This window comes from Pseudomonas sp. P4_B3 (genome assembly GCF_056402295.1).
The window spans coordinates 22,030-45,852 of the sequence record NZ_JBFUHR010000015.1; the positions used below are offsets into that span (position 1 = coordinate 22,030).

Here is a 23,823-nt window from a genome sequence, read left to right on the forward strand (position 1 = left end):
AATTCTCTAATCGCGAAGACTCAAATCATGAGTGAGCACGAACACGCGCACCCACACGTCCACCAAAGTCATGAGGCGATCATCAAACGCCTCAAGCGGGCAGACGGCCATTTACGCGCAATCATCACCATGATCGAAGAGGGGCGTGAGTGCGTAGACATTGCCCAGCAGCTGCATGCTGTTGAAAAAGCGGTGTGCCAAGCCAAGCGCACGCTCATACAGGATCACATTGATCACTGCCTGGAGGACACTGTCTCGGCGTTGAACAATGGCGAGCGCGCACCACTGGAAGCCTTCAAGCAAATCACCAAGTACCTCTAGGTCTGACATGCCCAATTTCGCTGAACTGCTGCAACAAGGCGGGGCTCACGCCTGGCTGTATTTCCCGAGCGCCATTCTGCTCGGTGCCTTGCATGGCCTGGAACCAGGCCATTCAAAAACCATGATGGCGGCCTTTATCGTGGCCATCCGTGGCTCGGTCAAACAGGCCGTTCTGTTGGGCTTGGCCGCGACGCTGTCGCACACCGCAGTGGTCTGGTTGGTCGCCATCGGCGGCATGTACCTGGGCCAAGGCCTCGACGCTCAAACCACTGAGCCGTACTTCCAGATGGCGTCCTGCGCACTGATCATCGTGATTGCGCTTTGGATGCTGTGGCGTACCTGGCGCGGTGAGCAGATGTTCAAGTTCGAGCAAGGTGATGACCACCACCACGGCGAACATGACCATGACCATCATGATGGAACCCACCGAATCGATACCGGCCATGGCCGTGTCGAACTGTCGATATTCGAAGTAGACATGCCACCGCATTGGCGCCTGAAAACATTGACCGGACATGCCTGGGCTGCCTCAGATGTTCGCCTGATGACGACTCGCCCAGACGGCAGCACGCAATCCTTCTCTTTTGTCGAGCGCGAAGGCTTCCTGGAGTCGGCAGTCGATATCCCGGAACCGCATGAATTCAGTGCTCGCTTGAGTCTTGGGCATGCGGGGCATTCCCATGATTACGATCTGGAGTATCAGGAGCATGATCACGGGCATGCGCCTTCCGGGCCGGAAGGCCTGGAGTTGTCGATTGATGGCTATCAGGATGCGCATGAACGTGCGCATGCCAACGACATCCGCAAGCGCTTTACCAACCGTGAGGTCACCACAGGCCAGATCGTCATGTTCGGTCTTACAGGCGGTTTGATTCCGTGCCCTGCGGCCATCACCGTACTGCTGCTGTGCCTTCAGGTTAAAGAAGTGGCGCTGGGTGGGATGCTGGTTCTGTGCTTCAGCATTGGCTTGGCGATTACCTTGGTGGCGGTGGGAGTGGCGGCGGCCATTGGCGCTAAACAGGCGTCCAATCGCTGGCCATGGCTGGGCACCGTGGCTCGTCGTGCGCCATACCTGTCCGGTCTGTTGATCATCGGTGTAGGTCTGTACGTAGGCTTCCATGGCTGGATCGGCCTGACCGCATAACGCTGTGTAACCGGGACTCTTCACATTTGCGCAGGCCAGTTATGCGTTTCACCTTGGCATTCCTTGCACCATGCGTAGAGTGCGTCATACAGGATCAGGCCGTGTACCAGCATCTCATGGTCATTCGCAAAGCACTTCGACAGTCCCAGTGAGATGGCGTACAACCCGGCCGATTGCGGCGTTAGATCCAGGCGAGAGGTATCAGCGCCGCGCACGATCCTGGCCAGATGCTGCAAGGCGGGTTCACTGAGCCGGTACTTCTTTAGAAATGCATCGAAGCTGCACAACTCGCCCTCATGGGTCAGCTCAACGCCGGGAATGTCGTAAGGTGCAGCATCTTTCTCTGCGGCTATCCGCAGCACATCAGCGCTGGGCACATACAAAAACTCGGGTTGCGGATCGATAAAACGAGCGATCAACCAAGGGCAGGCGATGCGGTCGATCTTGGGTCGTTCACGGGTAATCCACCTCATGGAACACCTCCTGCCTAGCTCGGTAGGCTGGGTGATCTGGCGAGCCCGGTGCCCGCCATAGACTGTTAACCAGCTCGTGTTTTCAGCGCAACAGATGCACTGCCAAGCCGACGAGTGCGCAGGTCATCAGCACCTGAATAACGCCCCGCTTGAAGCGGAACAAGGCAATTGCCGCTGCAATGGCGATCAGGGCTGAGGGCCAATCGAGGTTGCCGCTGAAGCCCTTCGGCCATAGCACGTGATAACCGAAGAAACACGCCAGATTGAGGATCACGCCGACGACTGCCGCTGTAATGGCAGTTAGCGGTGCCGTGAACTTGAGTTCGTTGTGGGTCGACTCCACCAGCGGGCCACCCGCGAGGATGAACAGGAACGAGGGCAGGAAGGTGAACCATGTCACCAGGGAGGCGGCGACAGCCCCAGCCAGAAACATTTGATCGGCACCGAACACTTGCGAGACATAGGCCCCGACAAAGCCGACGAAAGCCACCACCATGATCAGCGGCCCTGGTGTGGTTTCGCCTAACGCCAATCCGTCGATCATTTGTGTCGGGGTTAGCCAGCCATAGTGACCAACCGCGCCTTGGTACACATATGGGAGTACCGCGTAGGCCCCGCCAAACGTCAGCAGCGCCGCTTTGGTAAAGAACCAGCCCATCTGGGTCAAAGTGCCTTCCCAGCCAAAGAGTGCGGTCAAAATCCCCATTGGCAATGCCCATAGTGCGGCGCCAATCAGTGCGAGCGATGCCAATTTCAACCAGCTGAACCGGGCATGCTCCGGGGACGGAGTGTCGTCATCGATCAAGGCCGGGCCGAAGGATTTTTTTGCGGCGCTATGGCCCCCGGCTCTGAATTTTTCGGGTGCCAGGCGTCCGCCGACATAACCGATCAGTGCGGCACCCAGAACGATTAAAGGGAACGGCACATTGAACGCGAAGATTGCGGTGAATGAGGCTGCCGCTATCGCCCATAGCCAATTGTTCTTCAATGCCCGAGAGCCTATTCGATGGGCCGCCTGCACGACGATGGCGGTCACGGCGGGCTTGATGCCATAGAAGAGCCCCGCAACCACAGGCACTTCGCCGAAGGCGATGTACATCCACGACAAAGCGATCAGGATGAACAAAGAGGGCAGCACAAACAGCACGCCCGCAATCACCCCGCCCCAGGTTCGATGCATCAGCCAGCCGATATAGGTTGCCAACTGCTGAGCCTCTGGCCCAGGGAGCAACATGCAGTAGTTGAGGGCATGCAGGAATCTGCGCTCGGATATCCAGCGCCGCCGCTCTACCAACTCCTGATGCATGATCGAGATCTGTCCTGCAGGCCCGCCGAAGCTGATGAAGCCGAGCTTCAACCAGAACCGGAACGCTTCACGCAAACTGATCGCTTCCGGCCTCAACAGCTCGTCTTCAACCATTGGTGCCAAATCCTTACTCATTGGGTTGTTCCTCTTTCACAAACCCGGCGAGCAGACCGTCGAAAATGCCGCTCGCAGCGACCAGCAAATGGTCGTCGTGGGTAATGGTTTCGCGCAGTCCTGCCAGCACACGCTCGACACCGGCAGCCTCCACCGGCTGAATGCCTCCGATATCGAGGTAGTGCACCAGGGCCGCAATGCGGTTCAGACCGGACTCTTGAAGCTCAAAACTGGCTTGCAGGGTTTCGAAGCTCACGCGGTTGCCGACATGACTGAAAGTCGCCTCATCGAAATCGAAGCCCAACGCATCGGCCGGACAGTCCTGTGGCGTGTCCAGCCAGAGGATCTGAGCATTGGGGTCAATGAAGCGACGGATCAGCCAGGCACAAGCCAGGCGGTCAACCCAAGGACGCTTGCGGGTTGCCCAGAGTCGCCCCTGAAAGTCGTCACGGTTGAGCACCGTTATGGGTATGTTGTGGCTGTGCGGTTCGTCTGGGGACAGGACTCTGCTGACTGCTGTCTCCAACTCCTGCAAAGCAGCGTCGATTTGTTGCTTCGGTTTGCCTGGGAAGTAATCGATGTTGGTCAGCAGGTCGTAGGTTTTACGCAGTTTGCGAACCTGTTTCGTGAGGGCCAATGCGTTTTCAGGATTGAGCTGCCCACGGCATTCTTCGATCTCTGCGTGTAGCTTGCCGTAGTCCTCGCTGCGGTCGAACAACCCGACAAAACGCTCACCGTCAGGATCCATGACAGGCAGGATAAATGCGGTGCCATTGATGGCCAGGATGTCCCGTTCGACAGCTGCGAGCGCTTCACGACAGACACCGGTATCCGGCAGCAGATAGGCGCCATCACGCAGAACCGCCGCACCAGAAGCTTTCAGTGCACGCCAAGCGCGCATGCGCTCGGTGGCATTCGCTGTCGGTAAGCCAAGAATCAACGCTAGCCAGTTTAACATGTAGAGCTCGCTAGTTTTTTTGTAGTGATGTTTACAGTAGCGCTGATTCGGGCGGTCGAAAAGCCCCCTTCATGACGTAATACTGTTCAGTTAAGCGAATGTGGTCCTCTGTAGGAGCAAGCTCGCTCCTACAATTTCCTTAACTGAACAGCATTGCCTTCATGACGGAAATTTTGGCGAATTGGCTTGAGACGGGAGTAAGCAGGGTGTGCGATATGGGCACTACCAGAAAGGCATTGATTTTTAGAAATGGATTTCAGCGGTCTTGAGGCCCAAGTCTCGAAGCTCGGCGATCAGGTCATCCAGATGCCCGAAAGACTCCACTTCCTCGTTGTCATCAACCAGGAAATAACTTCTCCCGGCGTCCTTCTTGAAGAACACGATCCACTCCTTGGGGTTGGTCGGATTCGCGATCACATGGGTGTCAAAGGTCACGCCTTCGGCGTGTTTGCTTTTCACGGTTTTACGATTCATGTCAGTCACCACGCTACGCGCGCTCTCAAGATTCTCTATTTGCAGTGCATGCCCGCCCAGCTCCATCTGAACTTTCACTATAAACATCTCCAGCCGCACGAAGCGGTGGATCAAGGGCATTTAAATTATCACTGTATGTTAATATTATGCACATGCATCCACTCAGGAGCTAGCCATGATTGCAATAGGTGAGGCATGGAAGGCGGGGTTGTTGGGGCGAGAGCATTGGCTCCGCAATTTGGTGTCTGGCGTGATCGTCGGGGTCGTGGCGCTCCCCCTTGCAATGGCGTTTGCCATTGCATCTGGCGTCAAACCTGAGCAAGGCATCTACACCGCAATCATCGGTGGTCTGCTGGTTTCACTCTTTGGCGGAAGCCGCTTGCAGATTGCCGGGCCGACAGGTGCGTTCATCGTGATTCTGGCGGGGGTCACGGCCAAGCATGGTGTTGACGGTCTGCAAATCGCCACGATGATGGCGGGGGTCATGTTGTTATTGCTGGGGATGGCCCGCCTCGGTGCAATCATCAAGTTTATCCCTGACCCGGTGATAGTCGGATTCACTGCGGGCATCGGCGTGATCATCTGGGTCGGACAGTGGAAAGACTTTTTCGGTTTACCGAAGATCAGTGGAGAGCATTTCCATGAAAAGATCTGGCATTTGCTCCAGGCGCTCCCGGATCTTCACATGGCCACGACCCTGCTGGCGGTACTTAGTCTTTTGCTGGTCACAACCGCGTCCAGAATTCCCGGACTCAAACGGGTACCTGGCCCATTAGTCGCAATGGCAGTAGCTACAGCGATACAGTCAACCTTTCATTTCGAGGGGGTAGCCACGATTGGCAGTGCATTTGGGGGCATACCTCAAGGCCTTCCAGCGTTGAGCCTGCCTGAAATCACGTTGTCTCGCGTCATCGATTTGATTGGTCCGGCGTTCACTATCGCCATGCTTGGAGCAATCGAATCGCTGCTGTCCGCAATGGTGGCCGATGGCATGGCGGGCACCAAGCACGATTCCAATCAGGAACTGATCGGTCAGGGAGTGGCTAATCTGGTCACGCCATTGTTTGGCGGTTTCGCAGCTACCGGAGCCATTGCCCGTACTGCAACCAATATCCGTAACGGCGGCACGAGCCCGCTGGCCGGCATTACGCACGCGGTCACCTTGGTGCTTATTATTCTGTTTCTGGCACCTCTGGCCTCAAACATCCCACTGTGCGCTCTGGCCGCCATTCTTTTCGTGGTCGCGTACAACATGAGCGAGTTGAAGCACTTCAAACGCATGGTCCAGCGGGCTCCACGCGCAGACGTAGCTATTCTGCTCATCACTTTCAGCCTCACAGTGTTCAGTGACCTGGTGATCGCCGTGAATATCGGCGTCATTCTTGCGATGCTGCACTTCATGCGCCGCATGGCCTCATCTGTGGAGGTGCAACAGGTAATCGAGCACGAGCTTGAAGAAGAGCTGAGGGCCAATGGCCACACTCGCCTGCCGCCAGGGACATTGATTTATACGATTGAAGGGCCATTGTTCTTTGGTGCGGCTGAGACCTTCGAGCGAGTCTTGGCACAGACCCATACCGATCCACGTCTGCTGATTATTCGCTTGAAGCGTGTACCGTTTATGGATATCACTGGCTTGCAGGTACTGGAGGAGGTCATTCAGCAACTGCACAAACGCAACATCGTGGTGAAACTCTGCGAAGCGAACACGAAGGTGCTCCACAAGCTCGATAGGGTAGGTATCTTGCAAGAAATCGGCACGGAGCATTACCACGCCGACTTCAACACCGCGCTGGCTAAAGCGGTCAGTATTGCAGAGGGCCCGTCGACCCTCTAGGGGCTTACCGCCCGTATCAGGTTATGACTTGGTAGTGGCAGCATGCTTACTTTTGGTCGAATAGCTGGCACCGTGGGTGTCCAGGTAGTCACGAATCAGTTGACGGACTACCTGCGAAGGCGTCAGGTCTTGTGCTGCACAGAGTTCCTCGAAGGCTTTTTTCTTGACGGGATCAATGAGCACAGTGAGGCGCGCAGTCTTGCTTTCCATAGGGTATTCAATCGCTCAAGTCGCTAGATGTTAATCAAATTGTAATTGCCTTGTCCCGTGCTGTCACTGTGCTGCTCGTTACTTCGACTTTACCCACAAGAAAAGATTTGGCTCTCACGGTGGGTGATGAGTCGGATCTGCTTCGACTCAGCGTGGATAATCCCCATCCCCTGCCATATGTCCGGCTTCCAAATCCCGGACGACAGCATCGCGCTCCACCAGTTTTCCGCGTGCGCAATTGATGAGGTCGGTGCTTCGCTTCATTTGGGCAAGTGTGTTTTTGTTGAGTAGATCTTCTTTGGAGGGGTAGAGCGGAACCTGGAGACTCACGATATCGACGGCCTTGACCAGCGATAGCGCATCCGGATGAAAGATCAGGTTCAACTCACGATCAATCGTCGAGCCGCGCTGATCGATCCAAATACCGATCTCTTCAACGGCACAACCCAGGGCCATGATGTTCTGTTTAAGGCGGTGGAGCAGGGCGGGGGGAAGGTCGTTTGGCATGGCCGGTCCGCTACCGGTGCCACCTTCCTGTGGCTAGGGAGACTGGGGCAATTAACTGTACGCGTCCGGCAAAGTCATCTGGCTGACTCCGCTAGTCCAGGGATGGTGTCCACCTGATTTTCAGGAAGGACAGCTAACCCTTGGCCGATGAGAATAACGAGACATTCGTTGTTAGATGATTGCGTTCGCGTGAACATTTTTACCTGCTTGTGCAGCAGAAGTTGGTAAGGAGTCTAAAATTGAAATTCCATAGGTCGGTCCATCCCATATCTGCGTAATGATGCGAGGGACCGTTGGCATGTAGGCGCCTCCAACACCGGACCGGTGTTGGCTAAATGGATTTAAAATTGGAGGGAGCCATGAGCAATCTCATCGCCACCGGCGAGCCACCTGAAGCCGTTCGCCTCATAGTCAAGATTTACGCCTACTTGGTGCTCGCGGGATTTGCGTTGGTTCCGGCCTATCTGATTGGCTACTTATACTTCTTTCAAGACCCCAGCCTTACATTCGAGAATCACCTGTTCCATATCGTTGCGATCACGACAGCCACCTTGGCAGGCTTGTTTGTTACTTACGTAACGTGGCGCTGCTATCAGTCATCGGGAGATCCGCTGCTGCGATGGATGACGCTTGGTTTTCTCGGTTTTGTACTGATCTACGCGTTGCATGGTGCGTTCACTGGGCAAGCGCACCACAATATCTGGCTCTTCCTGCTCTATGGACCGGCCTCTCGACTGGTCATGTCGATTCTGCTGTTAGTTGGAATGCTGTCGTACCACCGCCCACCAGATGTCGCGGACCAACGAATGAAGGCCCGCCCGTGGTTGACCTGGATAGGACTGTTCCTGCTGGTTGACGTGGCAGTGGCGTACGTTGCGTACTCGTCGATCGCCGGCAATCTCGCGGTGCGCCTCTCGATGGAAGGTGGTTCCCTCGTTCTTTCCACATTGACCGTGATAATGCTCCTGCTGCGCCGTATCCGTTCGCCGCTGATGATGATTTTTGTCATCTCGGTTACCGCGTTCGCGCTGTCATCTTTCGCCTTCATCCTTGCACGTCCGTGGAACCATATGTGGTGGCTCGCTCATGCGATCTTCGCCGGTGGATTCTTCATGTTGAGCTATGGGGTAGTGCAAGCGTTCCTCACCACGCGGTCGTTCTCGAAGATTTACAGCCAAGAGGAGTTAATGGTGCGTCTTGCCGAAGCGATGGCGTACACCGAGAGCGCCCTGCAGGAACTCCAGCGCACCAATCAAGAACTCGGGCACCTTGCGGCGACCGACCCACTGACAGGTGCTGATAATCGGCGTCGGTTCATGGAGCGAGTCGAAGCCGAAATTGGCCGGACCGCGCGCGGCGGTGCGCCGTTCTCCGTGTTGGCACTCGATCTGGATAATTTCAAGTCCATCAACGATCGCTTCGGGCATCAGGTTGGCGATGACATCCTGAAGAGTTTCGTGGAGATATGCCTCGATTCGATCCGGCCATATGACGGCGTAGCCCGAGTGGGCGGGGAAGAATTCATGATACTGCTACCTCAGACTTCACTTGAGGGCGCGCACGTAATCGCTGAGCGTCTGCGAAGCACCGTTGCAAATAGTTCTTCTCATGGCCTGCCGCGGTCAACCGTGGTCACAGTTAGCATCGGCGTATCGCAATCTGGCCGCGACGGCGACACTATCGAGGTAATTCTGCGTACAGCCGATCAACGCCTGTATCACGCTAAACACGAAGGCCGTAACCGTGTGGTCACTACCGTCAAAACCAGCCTCCAACCTCTGCCCTGACCATTATCTCGACGTCGCTGAAAGCGTCGGCACCGATACCCAGCTTTGCGTCACAGGATCGGGCGTTGTTCGATCTCCACATTCTGAGCGCACCATTCACAACATACGACCGCTTTTGGCCGAGAGCGTGTAAAAACACAACTACGCTCAAAAGCCCTGTATCGAATGATTATTTCGTTGTACGTTGAGTCCGCGGGAGACCTTGATCTGAAAGACCGTCCCTAGCCACAACACTCGCAAGGAATGCAGATGATCGATGGTCCCGCCGTTTTGACAGTCTTTTTGGTTTACCTGGCCGGTGTCGTTATTCCAGGGCCAAATTTCGTTGCAGTAGTCCACAAAGCGGTAGCTGCTACGCGGTCAGAAGCTTTGGCCTTGGTAGCAGGCATCGTATTGGTCAATTTATTCTGGGCCACCTGTGCAATCGCAGGTATTGGCGTTGTATTTGCTGCGTTCCCTTGGGCGGCGCTGATCGTAAAAATTCTGGGGGCAGCCTATCTGATGTGGTTTGGATTCCGACTGCTGCTCAAGGCCGGGAAGAGCGCGCTTGCCCCCTGTAATAATGCTGTCCTCGGAAACTTTCGGCAGTCATTTATTCAGGGGGTCGTTACGAACATTGGCAACCCTAAATCCATGGCCTTCTATGCCGCTATTTTCTCAGCGGCAGCCCCCACCCACGTTTCACCAAGCACGTTTTTGTCGATGCTGGCAGTCGTAGTGGTGGTTTCGATGACTTGGTATGGAGTGGTCGCAATCGCTCTTTCGCAACCTGAGATCGCTTCAGCGTATCGAAGGAGGAAAAAAGCTATTGATCGATTATGCGGTGGTTTGATTTTGTCTCTAGGGATCCGGCAGCTGGTTCAATAAGTCTACGATTGAGTATCTATCCAGCCCGAATACCCTTGCTATGATTTCTGAGGATTTCATCGCAAGGATCGCCCATGAAGCGCTTTATTCAAGGTGAACATCGGGGTCAAGGCACCTTGCTTCCGTCGAGCCTCGACGATTACGTCAGCGACACCAATCCGGTGCGTGTAGTCGACGTTTTCGTCGACGAACTCAACATTTGATCGTTGCGCATGAGGTCACCAACGTCGGCTCCGACTGCGCCATTAAACCGCAGCGCACACCGAGCACGGAGCGGCGAGTCCGGCGCTGGGAGCATGGAGCCAGCCCGGATGAAGTGAAGGTAAAGCTGGGGAAAATCCTCCAAGGCGCTGACCCTCCACATTCTGAGGCGGCGGTTCAAACACTGTTACACGACGCCGGATTCGGGGACGCGACTCGTTTCTTCCGCAGCCTGTTCTGGAGTGCTTGGTTGACGTGCAAAATGGTTTGAACCTGGACGCGACAGACAGTTTCTGGCCGGTTTCTGCCTACCGTGACGGGCAGAAACCGACCCAGGCTGCCGGTCATGTGTGTCTACAGCAGCAAGGACGATTCAGGTTGAAAATATGAGTACCGAAAGTCCACACACCAACGCCGAGCGTCTTCGTATTCCTCGCATTGTCTGGACGTTGGGTTTTGTCAGCCTTTTCATGGACCTGTCTTCTGAGTTGGTACACAGCTTGCTGCCGGTGTTTCTGGTTACGACATTGGGTGCGAGTGCATTGACCGTCGGGGTGATCGAGGGGATTGCCGAGTCGACCGCCATGCTCGTCAAGATTTTCTCCGGTGCTTTCAGCGATTTTATCGGGCGGCGCAAAGGATTGCTTTTGCTTGGATATGGTTTAGCCGCGTTGTCCAAACCCCTTTTTCCTCTCGCTCACTCGGTTGAAGTTTTCTTTACAGCGCGTTTTCTGGATCGAATTGGCAAAGGCATTCGAGGGGCACCACGAGATGCTCTGATCGCAGATGTGGCGCCACCAGAAATCCGTGGCGCCTGTTTTGGGCTGCGGCAGTCGATGGATACCGTCGGGGCTGTTCTTGGCCCTGCTCTGGCCATCGTGCTCATGTTATGGCTCGCAGATATACAGCTAGTCCTGTGGTTTGCAGTTATTCCGGCAGCAGTGGCGGTGGTTCTCATTGTCACAGGAGTAAAAGAACCCACACACCTCCCGACCGAACACACATTTCGATCTCCAATTCACTGGAGAGTCCTTGACGACTTCTCTTCCGGGTATTGGTGGATCGTCATCATTGGAGGGGTGTTTACGCTGGCTCGTTTCAGCGAGGCATTTCTGGTACTACGAGCGCAACAGACAGACCTGTTGGTCGCCTGGATTCCGCTGGTGATGGTGGTCATGGCGCTTTTCTATACGTTGTCCGCTTACCCGGCCGGCTGGCTATCCGATCGGATCAGTCGAGCGAAGTTGCTCTATGTAGGGATGGTCTTGCTCGTCTTGGCGGATCTGCTACTGGCTCAATCCAGTTCTGTAATCATGATGATGCTGGGCGTTGCCTTGTGGGGGCTTCATATGGGGTTCAGTCAAGGCATTCTTGCGTCGTTGGTGGCCGACAATGCCCCCCATGCGCTCAAGGGCACCGCATTCGGTATTTTCAATTTGGTCAGTGGTGTATGCATGCTGATCGCCAGTGTTCTTGCGGGCTGGCTATGGCAGCACTTTGGGGCAGGCAGCACGTTCCTCATGGGGGCGTTGCTTGCCGCAACGGCTCTGCTCATATTGTTGTTCAAGCAGCAGTAAGGTGTCCCGTGGTGTATTCACATCGGTCTGTGTCGACGTCAGCGTGACAAGGGATAGGGGATGATAGGCACGCACTTCCAAAACGGAGCCTATCCAAAGCGGTGAAGTACGCCCGTTCGTGAGCTCGAAATCGACGACCCACACTCGAAGCGGTTAAGACGGGAGAGGAGTGTTTTTGGGTTGAAAGCATTAATAATCGACCGATTAATAATAGTCTGCGCTCAACACGAACGGCTTGTCGATGGGCGTTGAAAAGGGGGGGGGGTAGGTCAATCACATGAAGGACAGGTGCCGTATGGGCATCGACCTGGAAAGGTGAGTGCGGGCAATGAAGTATCCCGCTTATTTACGCCAATGATGCACACGGGAGGCGTTGATTGCGCCCAGGCAGCTTTTGCGCACGACGCAACATGACGTTGCGCCATGTCCATATTCTCTCGGTGGGGCGTGCCGCCTATTTTGTGACCTGACAAACATCAGGCGGGTGACCTTTATTGGAAAGTCACCGCTGTCGAACCTCAGGAGTTCATGGCATGAGCGTTTCAACAAGCGGCACAGCAGCGGCGATAACAAAAGCTTCAATGACGAGGGGAATGGTGCTTCTCTTTGCGTTTTGTTGTGGTGCGATCGTGGCCAACATCTATTACGCGCAACCCATTATCAGCTTGATCGCCCCGGATATCGGCATGTCGAATGGCAGCGCTAGCTTTATCGTATCGCTGACTCAAATTGGTTACGCACTCGGATTGTTTTTCCTGGTTCCCTTGGCGGACCTCATGGAAAACCGCCGACTGATGATCGCGACGATCGTGGTTACAATCTTCAGCCTGATCGCCGCTGGTTTGGCCAGGCAGCCGAGTGTGTTTCTTGTCGTCTCGGCACTCATCGGTTTCAGCTCGGTCTCCGTGCAAATGCTGATTCCATTGGCCGCGCATCTGGCGCCGGAAGAGTCTCGCGGCCGAGTGGTGGGAGGGATCATGGGGGGCTTGCTGTTGGGGATCCTGCTTGCGCGGCCGCTGTCGAGCCTGGTTGCTGACCATTTTGGTTGGCGGGCAGTATTTATCGGCGCGGCTGCGTTGATGCTCGTCATCTCCATGGTGATCGGGATGACCATGCCGAAATGGCAACCGACCCATCGCGCGTCGTATGGTCAGTTGCTGAAGTCCCTTGGACAACTGTTTTGCCGCGAGCCTGTATTGCGTCAGCGAGCGCTCTATCAAGGGTTGATGTTTGCCGCGTTCAGTTTGTTCTGGACTGCTGTCCCCCTGGTGTTGAGCCGGGAGTTCGGCCTCACGCAAAGTCAGATTGCGATTTTCTCTCTGGTCGGCGCCATCGGCGCAATCGCCGCACCTATCAGTGGTCGACTCGCCGATGCAGGGTACACTCGACGAGCCTCACAGTTGGCCATGATATTGGGCGCAGTGAGTTTCCTGCCGGCCTTCATCAATCCTTTTTACGGTGTGATCGGGTTAGCGGTTACGGGTATCGCGCTGGATTTTGCCGTGCAGATGAACATGGTGCTTGGGCAACGAGCCGTCTACGCCTTGGGCACTGCCAACCGAGGCCGTCTGAATGCGTTGTACATGATCAGCATCTTCATTGGCGGGGCGATCGGCTCCTCGGTGGCCAGCTCGCTTTATGAACACTTCAGCTGGTTGGCGATTGCCGCCGTCGGAAGTGCATTGTCACTGGCCACTCTGACCGCGTTCTTGATGGTGTCCCGTAGAAGCGGGCAGACCCACTGAGTAAATCCGTCGCCTGGACAAGTGATTGGGGAGGGCGCCCCAAGTTCGTTATCAAATCCAATCAGTGAAATAGGCGCACCGTTCCCAATCAGCGCCCGGTAACTCAAGGAGTGTCATGGACAAGCTGCTCGCATTGAAAATGTTCGTCCAGGCGGTGGATTCGAAGGGTTTTTCTTCTGCCGCACGACAATTAGGCATGGCTACGTCATCTGTAACTCGGATGATCGATGGGCTTGAGGCTGAACTGGGCGCTGTCCTGCTTAACCGCTCCACCCGTCAAATCTCATTGTCAGATGCCGGTGCCGCCTACTATTTGAAAGCGCGGGAGGTGCTCAATGCTGTGGCCGAAGCGGATGCCTCAGTCACTGACCGTGGGGAAGTCCCTGCAGGGCATCTGCGTATTTCTGTGCCGGTGGCGCTTGGACGTCGTCTCATTGCTCCGCATATCGCCTCGCTGTTGAAGCGTTACCCGCAGTTGGTGTTGGACATGACACTTTCTGACGACATCGTCGAATTGCTCGGCGAGCGCGTTGACCTATCGATACGGTTGGGATCGGCAGCAGCGATGGATGGTGTGGTCAGTCGTACCATCGGTCATTTTCGGCGTCGGGCGGTTGCCAGCGCCGCGTACTTGAATACGCATGGCTTTCCCGAACAGCCTCTGGACCTGCTGCAGCACGAGTGCATGCGCTTCAGTTACGGGTCAAAGCAGCAGGTTTGGACGTTCCAAAAGGACGGTGAGGAGACGCGAGTACCCATTGAAGGCCGCTTCAAAAGCAACAATGCGGAGGTTTTGCGCGAAGTTGTACTGGCCGGCGGTGGGGTGGCGCTGTTACCTGATTGGCTTGTCGACGATGATATCGACAGCGGCAACTTGACGTCGTTGTTCGAGTCTTTTGTGATCAATCCCAACGATGCAAGTTCGGCCATTTCCGCGCTGTATCTTCCCAATCATCGCGGCTCCAAACGCGTCAATGCTTTTATCGATTTCATCTGTGAATTACTGGGGCCTGAACACCTCCCCAGGAATTGATCTGCTGGCGTCCTCAGAAGCCGGGGCGGGTTCATAGCCAGCGCATTCTTTTGTTTTGTATGATGCCTCGATGAAGCTCTAGTGAGGCGTTATGCAAGACTCAAAAAACGTAGACGAGAAAGCGCCGGAAAAATCAGCGAACTCACAGGGTACCGTCAAAGCGGCGACTCGGCGCCTTTCGCCAGAGGTCCGGGAAAAGCAGATCGTGCAGAAAGCCATCGAGCACTTTGCGACGTGCGGATTCTCGGGAAGTACTCGTGAGCTGGCGCGGCAACTGGACGTTACCCAGCCGTTGCTCTATCGCTATTTCCCCAGCAAAGAAGCATTGATTGACCGTGTTTACGACGAGGTATATCAGTGGGATGCCTCTTGGGAGACGATGATCAAGGATCGTTCGCAGCCCCTTCAGGCTCGCCTGGTTCGTTTCTATACCTCATACGCAAACGTGATTCTGCGGCGAGAATGGATTCGCATTTTCGTTTTCGCCGGGTTGACCCGTGAAGGCATCAACGATCGGTATCTGGCCAAATTGCGTGAGCGAGTCTTCATTCCTGTTATTGCGGAAATTCGCCATGCCCATGGTCTGGCGCCTTCCTCCGGTGAAACGATCAATGAAAAAGAGCTCGAACTGATCTGGAGTTTGCATGCCAGCATTTTCTATATTGGCGTGCGCAAATGGATCTACGATCTTCCAGTGACCGAGGACATTGACGCGCTGATAGAGCAGATGGTCGATGCGTTCCTCAATGGCGGTCCCCATGTATTGGCTCAAGTCGACAACGACCTCGGCGAAATGCCTCGCTTGAATTGATTTTTCCGCTTGCCCACCTAATGACATCCTGCTGCCACCCTTCTTTTTTGTCGACCACTCATCACCTGTTTCAGCCTTTAGCTGGATAGGTGGTGGGAGGGCGCGCACCCCGCTATTTCGCTCTGAAAAGCCCTTTCCAGACACCTGGAACTCGCCCTGCCGAGACGACACCACGACGTGGCTCAGGGGCAGTCCTCAAAAAATTTGGTCCTCCGGCTATTTACTTCAATTTCGTCAGGCCTTACTGTTTATCAACTGATAAATAACTACAAAAACAGTTGGAGGCACCATGCAAGTCCGAAAACTCGCTCATTACTCGATCCGGTCGTTCGACCTGGAAAAGTCCAGCCAATTTTATGAAAGGGTGCTCGGTTTCACCCCCGGTTACCGGCCGCCGTTCGACTTTCCTGGCGTGTGGTTGTACATGGGAGGGGATGAGCAAGACTTTGGTACGGTCCACATTATCGGGATCGATCCCTCCAACCCCGAGGGTTTGAAGAAGTATCTCGGCGACAAAGAAATCCCGTTGAAGGGCACTGGAACCGTTGATCACATTGCTTTTCTGGTAACAGGCCTGGTTGAGTTCTGGAGCGTCTTCAAAGCGCAAGGCATTGCCTGGCGTGATCGCACCGTTCCGAGCCTGGGCCTGCATCAGGTCTTCATCGAAGATCCTTCAGGTGTCACCATCGAACTCAACTTCCCGGCCTCCGAGATTGAAGCCGTCGGTTCCTACACCGCCTATGCCGCTGCGACTGTGGAGGTGCAGCCATGATTAATATGTCGAACAAGCGACGCGCTATTGTCGTAGGTGGTTCGCTGGGAGGTCTGTTTGCAGCGAACATGTTGCTACGCAAAGGTTGGGATGTAGAAGTCTTCGAACGTGTTCCGGACGAACTCGCTGGACGTGGCGCAGGGATCGTTACACATCCTGAATTGTTCGAGGCGATGGCTGCTGCGGGTATCCCACTCGATGCGTCGGTAGGTATCGATGTGCTGTTGCGCGTCACTTTGGACCAGGACGGCGATGTCGTACTCGAGAACGCGCTCCCGCAAACGCTGACTGCGTGGGGGAAGATGTACCAGGTTCTTCGCGCCGCTTTTCCAGACTCGCTCTATCGTTGCGGTGGCAGCGTCGTCTCGGTCGAAAGCACGGAGTCCCATGCCAGTGTCACATTGGCTGATGGCACAACTCATCAAGCGGACATCATTATTGCTGCCGATGGATTCCGGTCGACGATTCGCCAGCAGCTTTTACCTGACTTACACCTACAATACGCCGGCTATATCGCATGGCGCGGGTTGGTCGATGAAGGTGTTCTTTCCGACTCCGCCCACGCATCGCTCTTCGATAAATTTGCGTTCTGTTTACCCCCGCGCGAGCAAATTTTGGGGTATCCAGTTGCTGGCCAGTCGAACAGCACCCTTGCAGGAGAGCGTCGTTACAATTTTGTCTGGTACCGCACCAGCGGCGACGATGAGTTGAAGGATCTGCTCCGGGATGAGAGCGGTAAACAGTTTGAAGGTGGAATTCCTCCGGCACTGATACGTCGTGATGTGCTCGCCAATATGTATAAGTCCGCCGATACGCTACTTGCCCCGCAGTTTGCCGAAGTCGTGAAGAAAGCAACGCAACCGCTGTTCCAGCCGATTTACGACCTGGAAGTGCCGAAGATGAATTTCGGACGAGTCGCTCTGCTCGGCGACGCTGCATTTGTGGTCCGTCCTCATTGCGGGATGGGTGTCACCAAGGCGGCCGGTGATGCCTTGGCAATCGTCGAAGCACTTGAGCGACATGCATCCGTTGAAGATGCCTTGGTGGACTACAGCGAACAACGCTGCCGTTTCGGCGCCTCGATAGTTCAGCACGCCAGGCATCTTGGCGCGTATATGCAGGCGCAATTGAAAAGCGAGGAAGAGCGCGAAATGGCTGAGTTGTACCGGACTCCAGAAGCCGTGATGCGTGAAACCGCAGTGCCCGTGAAGTTTTAATTCAGTTACACGCCCTTCGCAGGAGAGAACCATGGAACATGCATATCCGCAAGGCGGTGGCCCGGCCGTGTCCGCTGAACAGCTTGAAGACACTATTCAAAATCCGATTCTCGAAAACCCGCAGTTTCGTGCATTGGTAAAACAGCGACGAATATTTTCGTGGAGCATGACTGCTCTCATGCTGGCGGTATATTTCGGCTTTATTCTTTCGCTGGCCTTTATTCCTGCCCGCTTGGGTACACCTATCACCGAAGGTCAACCCATGACGTGGGGCGTGCCGATTGGCTTCGCAATGCTCGCTTTTACGGTTCTTCTCGTTGCTGTCTACGTATGGCGCACTAACACCTGCTACGACCCAAAAATAAAGACAATCATCAGGAGCTTCAAAAAATGAAGCGTCTTCTTATTACCTTCTCGGCCATCCTTACTTCGGCAACTGTATACGCGAGCGATGTCCCTGCCGCGGTGCCCAAACATAACCCCATTGCCATAGGCATGTTCCTGGCGTTCGTCGTATTCACTCTATTTGTCACACGATGGGCCGCGCGTAAAAACAATTGTATTGCCGATCACTATGCGGCAGGCGGCAAAATTACCGGTTTCCAGAATGGTTGGGCCATCGCCGGAGACTACATGTCCGCAGCGTCGTTACTGGGCATCTCCGCCCTGGTTTTTACCAGTGGCTTCGATGGGCTGATCTACTCAATCGGCTTTCTTGCAAGCTGGCCGATCATTCTGTTCCTGATCGCGGAGCCATTGCGCAACCTTGGGCGCTACACCCTGGCGGACGTTCTGTCCTACAGGCTGAAGCAAAGACCCATACGAGCTTTTGCGGCGTCCAGCTCTATCGTGATCGTGCTGCTTTACCTGGTCTCTCAACTGGTAGGCGCTGGAAAACTGGTGGAACTGCTGTTCGGCTTTGATTACACCGCGGCTGTACTGCTCGTCGGTACGCTGATGGTCATCTATGTGTTCTTTGGCGGAATGCTGGCAACTACCTGGATTCAGATCATCAAGGCAGTGTTACTGCTGACCGGATGTGTTTTCATGGCTCTCATGGTGTTATCCGAGTTCGGATTCAGCCTGAACCAATTGTTCGCTCAAGCCACTCAGGTTCATCCATCCCATGGGGCAATCATGAGCCCCGGAGGTTTGATTACCGACCCAGTATCCGCCATCTCCCTGGGGTTGGCACTGGTCTTCGGTACGGCGGGTCTTCCACATATTCTCATGCGGTTTTTCACGGTCGGTGACGTTAAAGCCGCGCGCCAAAGCATTCTTTATGCCTCCGGTCTTGTCGGCATAGGGTATGCGCTGATTGTCATCATTGGCTTTGGCACCATCGCCCTGGTTGCGAGCAATCCTGCCTATCACGATGCATCAGGTGGAATATTGGGTGGCGTTAACATGGTTGCCATTCACCTCGCCCATAACGTCGGCGGTAATGTCTTCCTGGGATTCATGTGTGCGGTATCGTTCTCGACGATATTGGCGGTAGTCGCAGGGTTGACCCTGGCTGGCTCGTCAGCTGTTTCTCATGATCTCTATGCACATGCTTTGCGCCGCGGCACCGCCAGCGACCGTGACGAAATGCGCGTCTCTCGTGTTACGACCATCGTACTGGGTGTGTTGTCGATCATCCTGGCGATTGCATTTGAAAAGCAAAACATCGCCTTTATTGTGAGCTTAACGTTCTCCATCGCCGCAAGTTCCAACTTTCCGGTACTGTTGTTATCGATCTACTGGAAAGGCTTGACGACCCGTGGCGCCGTAATTGGCGGATCGTTGGGGCTGGTATCGGCAATCACCCTGTGCATTCTCAGTCCAACCGTTTGGGTCAAGATCCTTCATCATCAGCAAGCCTGGTTCCCTTATGAATATCCGGCCCTGTTTTCAATGGCCGTAGCATTCATCGGTATTTTCTGGTTTTCCATTACCGATCGCTCCGCCAGTGCCATCAGTGAGCGCAATCGATTCGAAAATCAGTTGGTCGACTCTGAACTGGGTACGCCGGCAACATGGAAGGCTCAACTCAAAGCTGATTGATCCATGTAGTGGCTGCCTGCAATAAATAATTTATGAATAACAGCGCTCATGCTCCGTGCGCTGTTTGGAAATTTGTGCCTGAAAAATCGCTGAATAGTTAATACAAAAATAATAACCTCAACTTTGGTGCGCATAAATGAAATGTTCTTTTACCGTTGCGGCTGCCATGTGTGTATTGGCGCAGCAAGCCCATTCGGCTGGTTTCATTGATGATAGTAAGGCTGCGCTTAAACTGCGTAATTACTATATCAACAGCGATTATCGTGACTCTGCAACACCCGCGCAGAAAGCCGCCAATCAAAGTTATCAAGCGGAATGGGGACAGGCTTTCCAGCTGGAATTCATCTCCGGATACACCCAAGGCCCTGTAGGGTTCGGTGTCGATGCTTTAGGCATGTTGGGCGTAAAGCTCGATTCAAGCGCCGGCAAACATGGCAATCCAACGGGTACCAACTTCGGTGGTGTGGTGTTTCCAAGCGACGGCAACCATGCGGTTGACGATTTTTCCAGCCTGGGATTGACCGGGAAAGTGAAGATATCCAAGACCGAGTTGAAGCTTGGTACTCTGGTCCCGAAACTGCCGGTTATCTTCAGTAATGACGGGCGTTTGCTGCCGCAAACCTGGCAGGGAACCCAGGTTACCTCCGCGGACATCAAGGATCTGACCCTGGTAGGAGGGCAAATTGACGGGGTCAAGGGCCGGAACTCCAGCAATAACGAAAACATGTCAATTGCGGGTGCCAACAATCCTGTCACCGGTCGCTTCAGCAATAAATTCATTTATGCGGGTGGCGATTACAAACTGACCAAAGATCTGACCTTGCAATATTATTACGGCAACCTTGAAGATTTCTATAAGCAACACTTTCTAGGGCTGATTCATAACTGGGCAATAGGTTCGGGCGTTCTGACCAGTGATATTCGATATTTCAATAGCCAGGATGATGGTGCAAACGGCCATGACCCTGCTTACTTTACGACAGGCTACTACGGCGGTAACACGATAAAAGGCAAAGTCGACAATAACCTGTTCAGTGGATTATTTACCTATGCCGTTGCCGGTCACTCCTTCGGAGCCGGCTATGAGGTCAGCAACGGAAAAAGCGATTTCCCTTATTTAAACCAGGGTGACGGTCCGACCACTTACACCATCACGGAAATGCAGGTTCAGAAGTTCGTGCACGCTGGCGAGCAGTCCTGGCAAGCACGCTACGCTTTTGACTTCGCGAAACTGGGCTTGCCCGGTGCGACGGCAGGGGTTGTATACGTTAAAGGTGATGACATCAATACCATCGCTTCCAGCAATTCCAGTGAGTGGGAACGCGATATAACGCTGGCCTATGTCGTGCAATCTGGACCGTTAAAAGGCATTAGCGTCATGTGGAAAAACGCAATGGTACGAAACAACATCCCAAACACCCGCCAACAAGACGAAAATCGGATAATCATTAATTACCAATTGGCATTGTTTTAGGCGTTATCCGATAGAACGGAAGTGAAAGTATATTCAGCGGGTTAGCGGCCCGCTTAACTGACAGGCAGCGCTTTCAGGAGTGTTGCGTGTACATGCCGTTCTCTTCCAACGGCATGTTTTATAGAAGAGAAACATTTCCCTTGATTGGGGTAGGGCGGTGCAAGTGATCCTTCACCGCCTTTTTTTATTCCGAGTGTGCGATAGGCGACCGATTCAGCACGTCAGGATCGCTCATGATCCCAACGCTTCCTGCCAGCCACGTCGAGCCAGCGGAAGATCAAGCAAACGCTTGCCGGTGGCAGCGCTGATGGCGTTGCCCAGCGCTGCGGCCATGGGGCCCTGGACGATTTCCGCGGCACCGAGAAATGGCTGATCCGGCTGATCGATCATGTGGATCTCGACCTGTTTCGGCACCTCGGGAAAACGCATGATCGGATAGCCACTCCAATCGAAGCTATGCAGGCCACCGGCGTCATAGAGGATTCGTTCATAGAGCGTCCAGCTGGCGGACTGCACGATGCCGCCCTGAATCTGATTGAGCAGCCCATCGGGGCTGACAATTTGCCCCACATCGACGGCGGCAACCACCCGATCAATCGTCACTTGCCCGGTCTGGCGCTGTACATGCAACTGCACGGCGATGGCGCAGTAACCCATGATGTTTTTATAGCGTGCGAAGGCGAAGCCGATTCCACTGCCGGGGCCTGTTGCTTTTTGCGGCCAGCGGAACGCACTGGCCACGCGATCCACCACCGCCCGTGCTCGCGGATCGCTCAAGTGATTCAGGCGAAACTGCACCGGATCCACAGCGGCCCGAGCCGCCAGTTCATCCACCGTACTTTCGATGGCGAACACGTTGATATGGGCACCGAGCGAACGCATGGCCGAAGTCCTGAATGGCATGGTCAGCACAAAATTCAGGTCAACCTGCAGGTTGGGTATCTCATACAACGGAACCGCGTTACGGTCGCCGTCACCCTCGGGTTGGGCGATCGGGACTGAAGGAGCAGGGGTGAAAGGTTTGGCCAATAGCCACGCCGGTAACAGACGCCCGGCATTGATGATGCGTTCGTTGTGCGGAGTACTCCAGAGCTCGTATTTCCAGTCACGAAGACGCCCACTGTCATCCAGTCCCGCTTCCACTTCGGCCAGCATTGCCGAGCTGTAGGGCTCCCAGAGATTTTCCTGTTCGCGCATCCATTGCACCCGTATTGGTTTGCCAGGCAGGGCCATGGCGATCAACGCGGCATCGGCGGCGGCGTCATCGGCGCCGTTGTGACCATAGCAGCCGGAGCCTTCAGCATGGATGCAGCGTACCTGCTGCACAGGCAGACCTAGCATCTCGGCGATGCCCATGCGCAGAGGATAAACACCCTGGGTGTGGGTCCAGACGGTCAGCGTCCCATCCTTGAACCACGCCACAGCGCAAGACGGCCCAATGGAACCGTGCATCAGGTATTGCTTGGTCACCCGTGCCTTGTACGCACGCGACTCAGGTTGCGTGAGGTTACCCTTGGCGCTCACCGGGTAGCGCCGCGCTGGCAGCTCGGTGAGGAGTTGATGGATATGTGTCGAGTCAGGTAGCGGATTACCTTCTGTCCAGCGGGCAGTGCCGTAGCCCTCGCGCATCGCTTTGACCGCCAGCCATTCATCGGAGGCGACCACGGCGAGGTAACTGCCGTTACGGACCAGCTTCACCACACCGGGGAGTTTGTTGAGGGCGGCCTCGTCAATGTCCAGTAGCTGACTGCCGCGCCGGGGGGGACGTATCACGCGAGCATGCAGCATATCGGGCAGGCGCATGTCCTGCACATAGGCCGCACCGCCGCTGACCTTGGCCGGGATGTCCAGCCGAGGCAATGATTTGCCGATCAGGGTGAAACTGCTGGCTGGCTTGAAGGGGGAACTCGCCGATGCGAAGCGATGCAATTGAACCCCGACCACCGCTTGTATGTAGGTCATGCTGCGGCCTTGCCCATCGTAGATCACAGCGTCCCGCGTGCTCAGGCTGTCGATGTTGCATCGCCATTGGCGTGCCGCGGATTCGAGTAACAACTGACGCACCTGGGCCGCGGCGTTGAACAATGCAGTGCCGCTGTCGACGATCGTATGGCTGCCGGCGGTATAACCCTCATTGGGTGTCAGCGCAGTGTCGGCAGTGAGAAAACGGATGAGACCAGGTGATACTTCCAGGCGTTCAGCGGCGATTTGCAGGAGCGCGGTCTTGACGCCAGTGCCCAGCTCCACTTTTCCGGTGTAGACGGTGATGCCGTCTTTCGCGTCTATGCGGATCCAGGCGTCCAGATTGGGCGTGGCCCGCAGGCTGCCTGGCAGATCCGGCGCCAGGATCGCCGTCCCCAAGGTGTCCACTTCGGTGTCAGCGAAGGCACGCGGGATACCCGGGAGCATTGCGAATCCCATCACCAACGTGCCGTTTATCACGAAGGCGCGGCGGCTCAGATCGACGTTTTGCGCAGAGGATTTCATACCTTGTCTCCCTGCGCGATGACCGACTTGATAGCGGCAAGGATCCGCACATGAGTGCCACAGCGGCACAGGTTGGGAGCCATGTGGCGACGGATCGTTTCATCGTCCGGATGAGGGTTCGCCTCCAATAGAGCCTGCGCTCGTACGATCATCCCCGCGATGCAATAACCACACTGGGCCGCCTGTTCGTCGATAAAGGCTTTCTGCAACGGCCCCGGGTTGTCGGCGCTGCCCAGACTCTCCACTGTGCGCACTGATTTGCCCGCCAGCGCGCCGCAGGGTGTCAGGCATGAAAAAACCGGTTTATCGTTCACTAAAACGGTGCAAGCGCCGCACTGACCCAAACCGCAACCGAATTTCGTGCCATTGAGCCCTACCTGGTTGCGCAGGGCATACAGCAGCGGCATGTCTTGCGGGATGTCCAGTTCATGCGTCTTGCCGTTGATGTCGAGTGTGATCACG

General features: G+C 55.1%; 22 protein-coding genes and 2 pseudogenes. 16 read left to right on the top strand and 8 right to left on the bottom strand.

Annotation, left to right across the window (positions count from 1 at the left end):
• Window positions 1–27: 27 nt before the first annotated feature.
• Window positions 28–321, top strand: coding sequence for a metal-sensing transcriptional repressor (locus AC1DWG_RS18380; protein ID WP_477756175.1), 294 nt, complete (start codon window positions 28–30; stop codon window positions 319–321).
• A 7-nt stretch (window positions 322–328) separates the two neighbouring features.
• Window positions 329–1,465 (top strand): nickel/cobalt efflux protein RcnA, encoded by a 1,137-nt coding sequence (locus tag AC1DWG_RS18385; RefSeq protein WP_477788132.1) that lies wholly within the window; start codon window positions 329–331, stop codon window positions 1,463–1,465.
• Between the two features lie 20 nt (window positions 1,466–1,485).
• Here AC1DWG_RS18385 and AC1DWG_RS18390 read toward each other — a convergent pair whose 3' ends face one another.
• The 4 genes from AC1DWG_RS18390 to AC1DWG_RS18405 all read right to left on the bottom strand — a co-directional run bounded on the left by AC1DWG_RS18390 (window position 1,486) and on the right by AC1DWG_RS18405 (window position 4,790).
• On the bottom strand, window positions 1,486–1,938 hold the full coding sequence (locus tag AC1DWG_RS18390) for a chromate resistance protein ChrB domain-containing protein (protein WP_477760237.1): 453 nt from the start codon (window positions 1,936–1,938) through the stop codon (window positions 1,486–1,488).
• Between the two features lie 82 nt (window positions 1,939–2,020).
• Entirely contained in the window at window positions 2,021–3,379 is a 1,359-nt protein-coding gene (gene chrA, locus AC1DWG_RS18395; RefSeq protein ID WP_477765050.1) for a chromate efflux transporter, read from the bottom strand.
• Window positions 3,372–4,316: a chromate resistance protein ChrB domain-containing protein gene (locus AC1DWG_RS18400; RefSeq protein ID WP_477765049.1), complete on the bottom strand. Its 945-nt coding sequence runs from the start codon at window positions 4,314–4,316 to the stop codon at window positions 3,372–3,374. The genes chrA and AC1DWG_RS18400 overlap by 8 nt, the downstream gene beginning before the upstream one ends.
• Before the next feature lie 243 nt (window positions 4,317–4,559).
• The gene (locus AC1DWG_RS18405) at window positions 4,560–4,790 is read right to left on the bottom strand and encodes a hypothetical protein (protein WP_046043128.1); all 231 of its coding nucleotides are present in this window, start codon (window positions 4,788–4,790) and stop codon (window positions 4,560–4,562) included.
• Between the two features lie 175 nt (window positions 4,791–4,965).
• Here AC1DWG_RS18405 and AC1DWG_RS18410 point away from each other — a divergent pair, with 175 nt between their 5' ends.
• Complete coding sequence (locus AC1DWG_RS18410) at window positions 4,966–6,627, top strand: SulP family inorganic anion transporter (RefSeq protein ID WP_477760240.1); 1,662 nt, start codon at window positions 4,966–4,968, stop codon at window positions 6,625–6,627.
• A gap of 21 nt (window positions 6,628–6,648) precedes the next feature.
• Here AC1DWG_RS18410 and AC1DWG_RS18415 read toward each other — a convergent pair whose 3' ends face one another.
• Window positions 6,649–6,837: a CopG family transcriptional regulator gene (locus AC1DWG_RS18415; protein WP_477757018.1), complete on the bottom strand. Its 189-nt coding sequence runs from the start codon at window positions 6,835–6,837 to the stop codon at window positions 6,649–6,651.
• 147 nt (window positions 6,838–6,984) lie between these two features.
• The gene (locus AC1DWG_RS18420) at window positions 6,985–7,344 is read right to left on the bottom strand and encodes an NAD(P)-dependent oxidoreductase (protein WP_477788133.1); all 360 of its coding nucleotides are present in this window, start codon (window positions 7,342–7,344) and stop codon (window positions 6,985–6,987) included.
• 359 nt (window positions 7,345–7,703) lie between these two features.
• On the opposite strand from AC1DWG_RS18420, the gene AC1DWG_RS18425 reads away from it, so the two are divergent.
• The 13 genes and pseudogenes from AC1DWG_RS18425 to AC1DWG_RS18485 all read left to right on the top strand — a co-directional run bounded on the left by AC1DWG_RS18425 (window position 7,704) and on the right by AC1DWG_RS18485 (window position 20,874).
• A complete protein-coding gene (locus AC1DWG_RS18425; protein WP_477765047.1) occupies window positions 7,704–9,131 on the top strand; it encodes a GGDEF domain-containing protein in 1,428 nt (475 codons plus the stop codon).
• A 249-nt stretch (window positions 9,132–9,380) separates the two neighbouring features.
• The gene (locus tag AC1DWG_RS18430; RefSeq protein ID WP_477788134.1) at window positions 9,381–9,998 is read left to right on the top strand and encodes a LysE family translocator; all 618 of its coding nucleotides are present in this window, start codon (window positions 9,381–9,383) and stop codon (window positions 9,996–9,998) included.
• 74 nt (window positions 9,999–10,072) lie between these two features.
• Window positions 10,073–10,198: pseudogene (locus AC1DWG_RS18435) on the top strand (hypothetical protein); the annotation flags it as partial.
• Between the two features lie 83 nt (window positions 10,199–10,281).
• Window positions 10,282–10,470: pseudogene (locus tag AC1DWG_RS18440) on the top strand (SAM-dependent methyltransferase); the annotation flags it as partial.
• 115 nt (window positions 10,471–10,585) lie between these two features.
• Window positions 10,586–11,776: an MFS transporter gene (locus AC1DWG_RS18445; protein WP_477788135.1), complete on the top strand. Its 1,191-nt coding sequence runs from the start codon at window positions 10,586–10,588 to the stop codon at window positions 11,774–11,776.
• A gap of 533 nt (window positions 11,777–12,309) precedes the next feature.
• On the top strand, window positions 12,310–13,521 hold the full coding sequence (locus AC1DWG_RS18450) for an MFS transporter (protein ID WP_477765045.1): 1,212 nt from the start codon (window positions 12,310–12,312) through the stop codon (window positions 13,519–13,521).
• A 115-nt stretch (window positions 13,522–13,636) separates the two neighbouring features.
• The gene (locus AC1DWG_RS18455; protein ID WP_477765044.1) at window positions 13,637–14,554 is read left to right on the top strand and encodes a LysR family transcriptional regulator; all 918 of its coding nucleotides are present in this window, start codon (window positions 13,637–13,639) and stop codon (window positions 14,552–14,554) included.
• Window positions 14,555–14,645: 91 nt separating this feature from the next.
• Window positions 14,646–15,365: a TetR/AcrR family transcriptional regulator gene (locus tag AC1DWG_RS18460; RefSeq protein WP_477788136.1), complete on the top strand. Its 720-nt coding sequence runs from the start codon at window positions 14,646–14,648 to the stop codon at window positions 15,363–15,365.
• A 289-nt stretch (window positions 15,366–15,654) separates the two neighbouring features.
• Entirely contained in the window at window positions 15,655–16,137 is a 483-nt protein-coding gene (locus tag AC1DWG_RS18465; RefSeq protein WP_477757014.1) for a VOC family protein, read from the top strand.
• On the top strand, window positions 16,134–17,354 hold the full coding sequence (locus AC1DWG_RS18470; RefSeq protein ID WP_477765042.1) for an FAD binding domain-containing protein: 1,221 nt from the start codon (window positions 16,134–16,136) through the stop codon (window positions 17,352–17,354). Before AC1DWG_RS18465 ends, AC1DWG_RS18470 begins: the two co-directional genes overlap by 4 nt.
• 31 nt (window positions 17,355–17,385) lie before the next feature.
• The gene (locus tag AC1DWG_RS18475; protein WP_477788137.1) at window positions 17,386–17,748 is read left to right on the top strand and encodes a DUF485 domain-containing protein; all 363 of its coding nucleotides are present in this window, start codon (window positions 17,386–17,388) and stop codon (window positions 17,746–17,748) included.
• A complete protein-coding gene (locus AC1DWG_RS18480; protein WP_477765041.1) occupies window positions 17,745–19,400 on the top strand; it encodes a cation acetate symporter in 1,656 nt (551 codons plus the stop codon). The genes AC1DWG_RS18475 and AC1DWG_RS18480 overlap by 4 nt, the downstream gene beginning before the upstream one ends.
• Window positions 19,401–19,536: 136 nt before the next feature.
• A complete protein-coding gene (locus tag AC1DWG_RS18485; protein WP_477788138.1) occupies window positions 19,537–20,874 on the top strand; it encodes an OprD family porin in 1,338 nt (445 codons plus the stop codon).
• 231 nt (window positions 20,875–21,105) lie between these two features.
• On the opposite strand, the gene AC1DWG_RS18490 is transcribed toward AC1DWG_RS18485, so the two are convergent.
• Entirely contained in the window at window positions 21,106–23,361 is a 2,256-nt protein-coding gene (locus AC1DWG_RS18490) for a xanthine dehydrogenase family protein molybdopterin-binding subunit (protein ID WP_477788139.1), read from the bottom strand.
• Window positions 23,358–23,822 (bottom strand): (2Fe-2S)-binding protein, encoded by a 465-nt coding sequence (locus AC1DWG_RS18495; protein WP_477765038.1) that lies wholly within the window; start codon window positions 23,820–23,822, stop codon window positions 23,358–23,360. The genes AC1DWG_RS18490 and AC1DWG_RS18495 overlap by 4 nt, the downstream gene beginning before the upstream one ends.
• Between the last annotated feature and the right edge of the window lies 1 nt (window position 23,823).

Coding starts and splice junctions, on each gene's coding strand:
- AC1DWG_RS18380 (WP_477756175.1), top strand. CDS start 28: ATGAGTGAGCACGAACACGCGCACCCACACGTCCACCAAAGTCATGAG.
- AC1DWG_RS18385 (WP_477788132.1), top strand. CDS start 329: ATGCCCAATTTCGCTGAACTGCTGCAACAAGGCGGGGCTCACGCCTGG.
- AC1DWG_RS18390 (WP_477760237.1), bottom strand. CDS start 1,938: ATGAGGTGGATTACCCGTGAACGACCCAAGATCGACCGCATCGCCTGC.
- chrA (WP_477765050.1), bottom strand. CDS start 3,379: ATGAGTAAGGATTTGGCACCAATGGTTGAAGACGAGCTGTTGAGGCCG.
- AC1DWG_RS18400 (WP_477765049.1), bottom strand. CDS start 4,316: ATGTTAAACTGGCTAGCGTTGATTCTTGGCTTACCGACAGCGAATGCC.
- AC1DWG_RS18405 (WP_046043128.1), bottom strand. CDS start 4,790: ATGAATCGTAAAACCGTGAAAAGCAAACACGCCGAAGGCGTGACCTTT.
- AC1DWG_RS18410 (WP_477760240.1), top strand. CDS start 4,966: ATGATTGCAATAGGTGAGGCATGGAAGGCGGGGTTGTTGGGGCGAGAG.
- AC1DWG_RS18415 (WP_477757018.1), bottom strand. CDS start 6,837: ATGGAAAGCAAGACTGCGCGCCTCACTGTGCTCATTGATCCCGTCAAG.
- AC1DWG_RS18420 (WP_477788133.1), bottom strand. CDS start 7,344: ATGCCAAACGACCTTCCCCCCGCCCTGCTCCACCGCCTTAAACAGAAC.
- AC1DWG_RS18425 (WP_477765047.1), top strand. CDS start 7,704: ATGAGCAATCTCATCGCCACCGGCGAGCCACCTGAAGCCGTTCGCCTC.
- AC1DWG_RS18430 (WP_477788134.1), top strand. CDS start 9,381: ATGATCGATGGTCCCGCCGTTTTGACAGTCTTTTTGGTTTACCTGGCC.
- AC1DWG_RS18445 (WP_477788135.1), top strand. CDS start 10,586: ATGAGTACCGAAAGTCCACACACCAACGCCGAGCGTCTTCGTATTCCT.
- AC1DWG_RS18450 (WP_477765045.1), top strand. CDS start 12,310: ATGAGCGTTTCAACAAGCGGCACAGCAGCGGCGATAACAAAAGCTTCA.
- AC1DWG_RS18455 (WP_477765044.1), top strand. CDS start 13,637: ATGGACAAGCTGCTCGCATTGAAAATGTTCGTCCAGGCGGTGGATTCG.
- AC1DWG_RS18460 (WP_477788136.1), top strand. CDS start 14,646: ATGCAAGACTCAAAAAACGTAGACGAGAAAGCGCCGGAAAAATCAGCG.
- AC1DWG_RS18465 (WP_477757014.1), top strand. CDS start 15,655: ATGCAAGTCCGAAAACTCGCTCATTACTCGATCCGGTCGTTCGACCTG.
- AC1DWG_RS18470 (WP_477765042.1), top strand. CDS start 16,134: ATGATTAATATGTCGAACAAGCGACGCGCTATTGTCGTAGGTGGTTCG.
- AC1DWG_RS18475 (WP_477788137.1), top strand. CDS start 17,386: ATGGAACATGCATATCCGCAAGGCGGTGGCCCGGCCGTGTCCGCTGAA.
- AC1DWG_RS18480 (WP_477765041.1), top strand. CDS start 17,745: ATGAAGCGTCTTCTTATTACCTTCTCGGCCATCCTTACTTCGGCAACT.
- AC1DWG_RS18485 (WP_477788138.1), top strand. CDS start 19,537: ATGAAATGTTCTTTTACCGTTGCGGCTGCCATGTGTGTATTGGCGCAG.
- AC1DWG_RS18490 (WP_477788139.1), bottom strand. CDS start 23,361: ATGAAATCCTCTGCGCAAAACGTCGATCTGAGCCGCCGCGCCTTCGTG.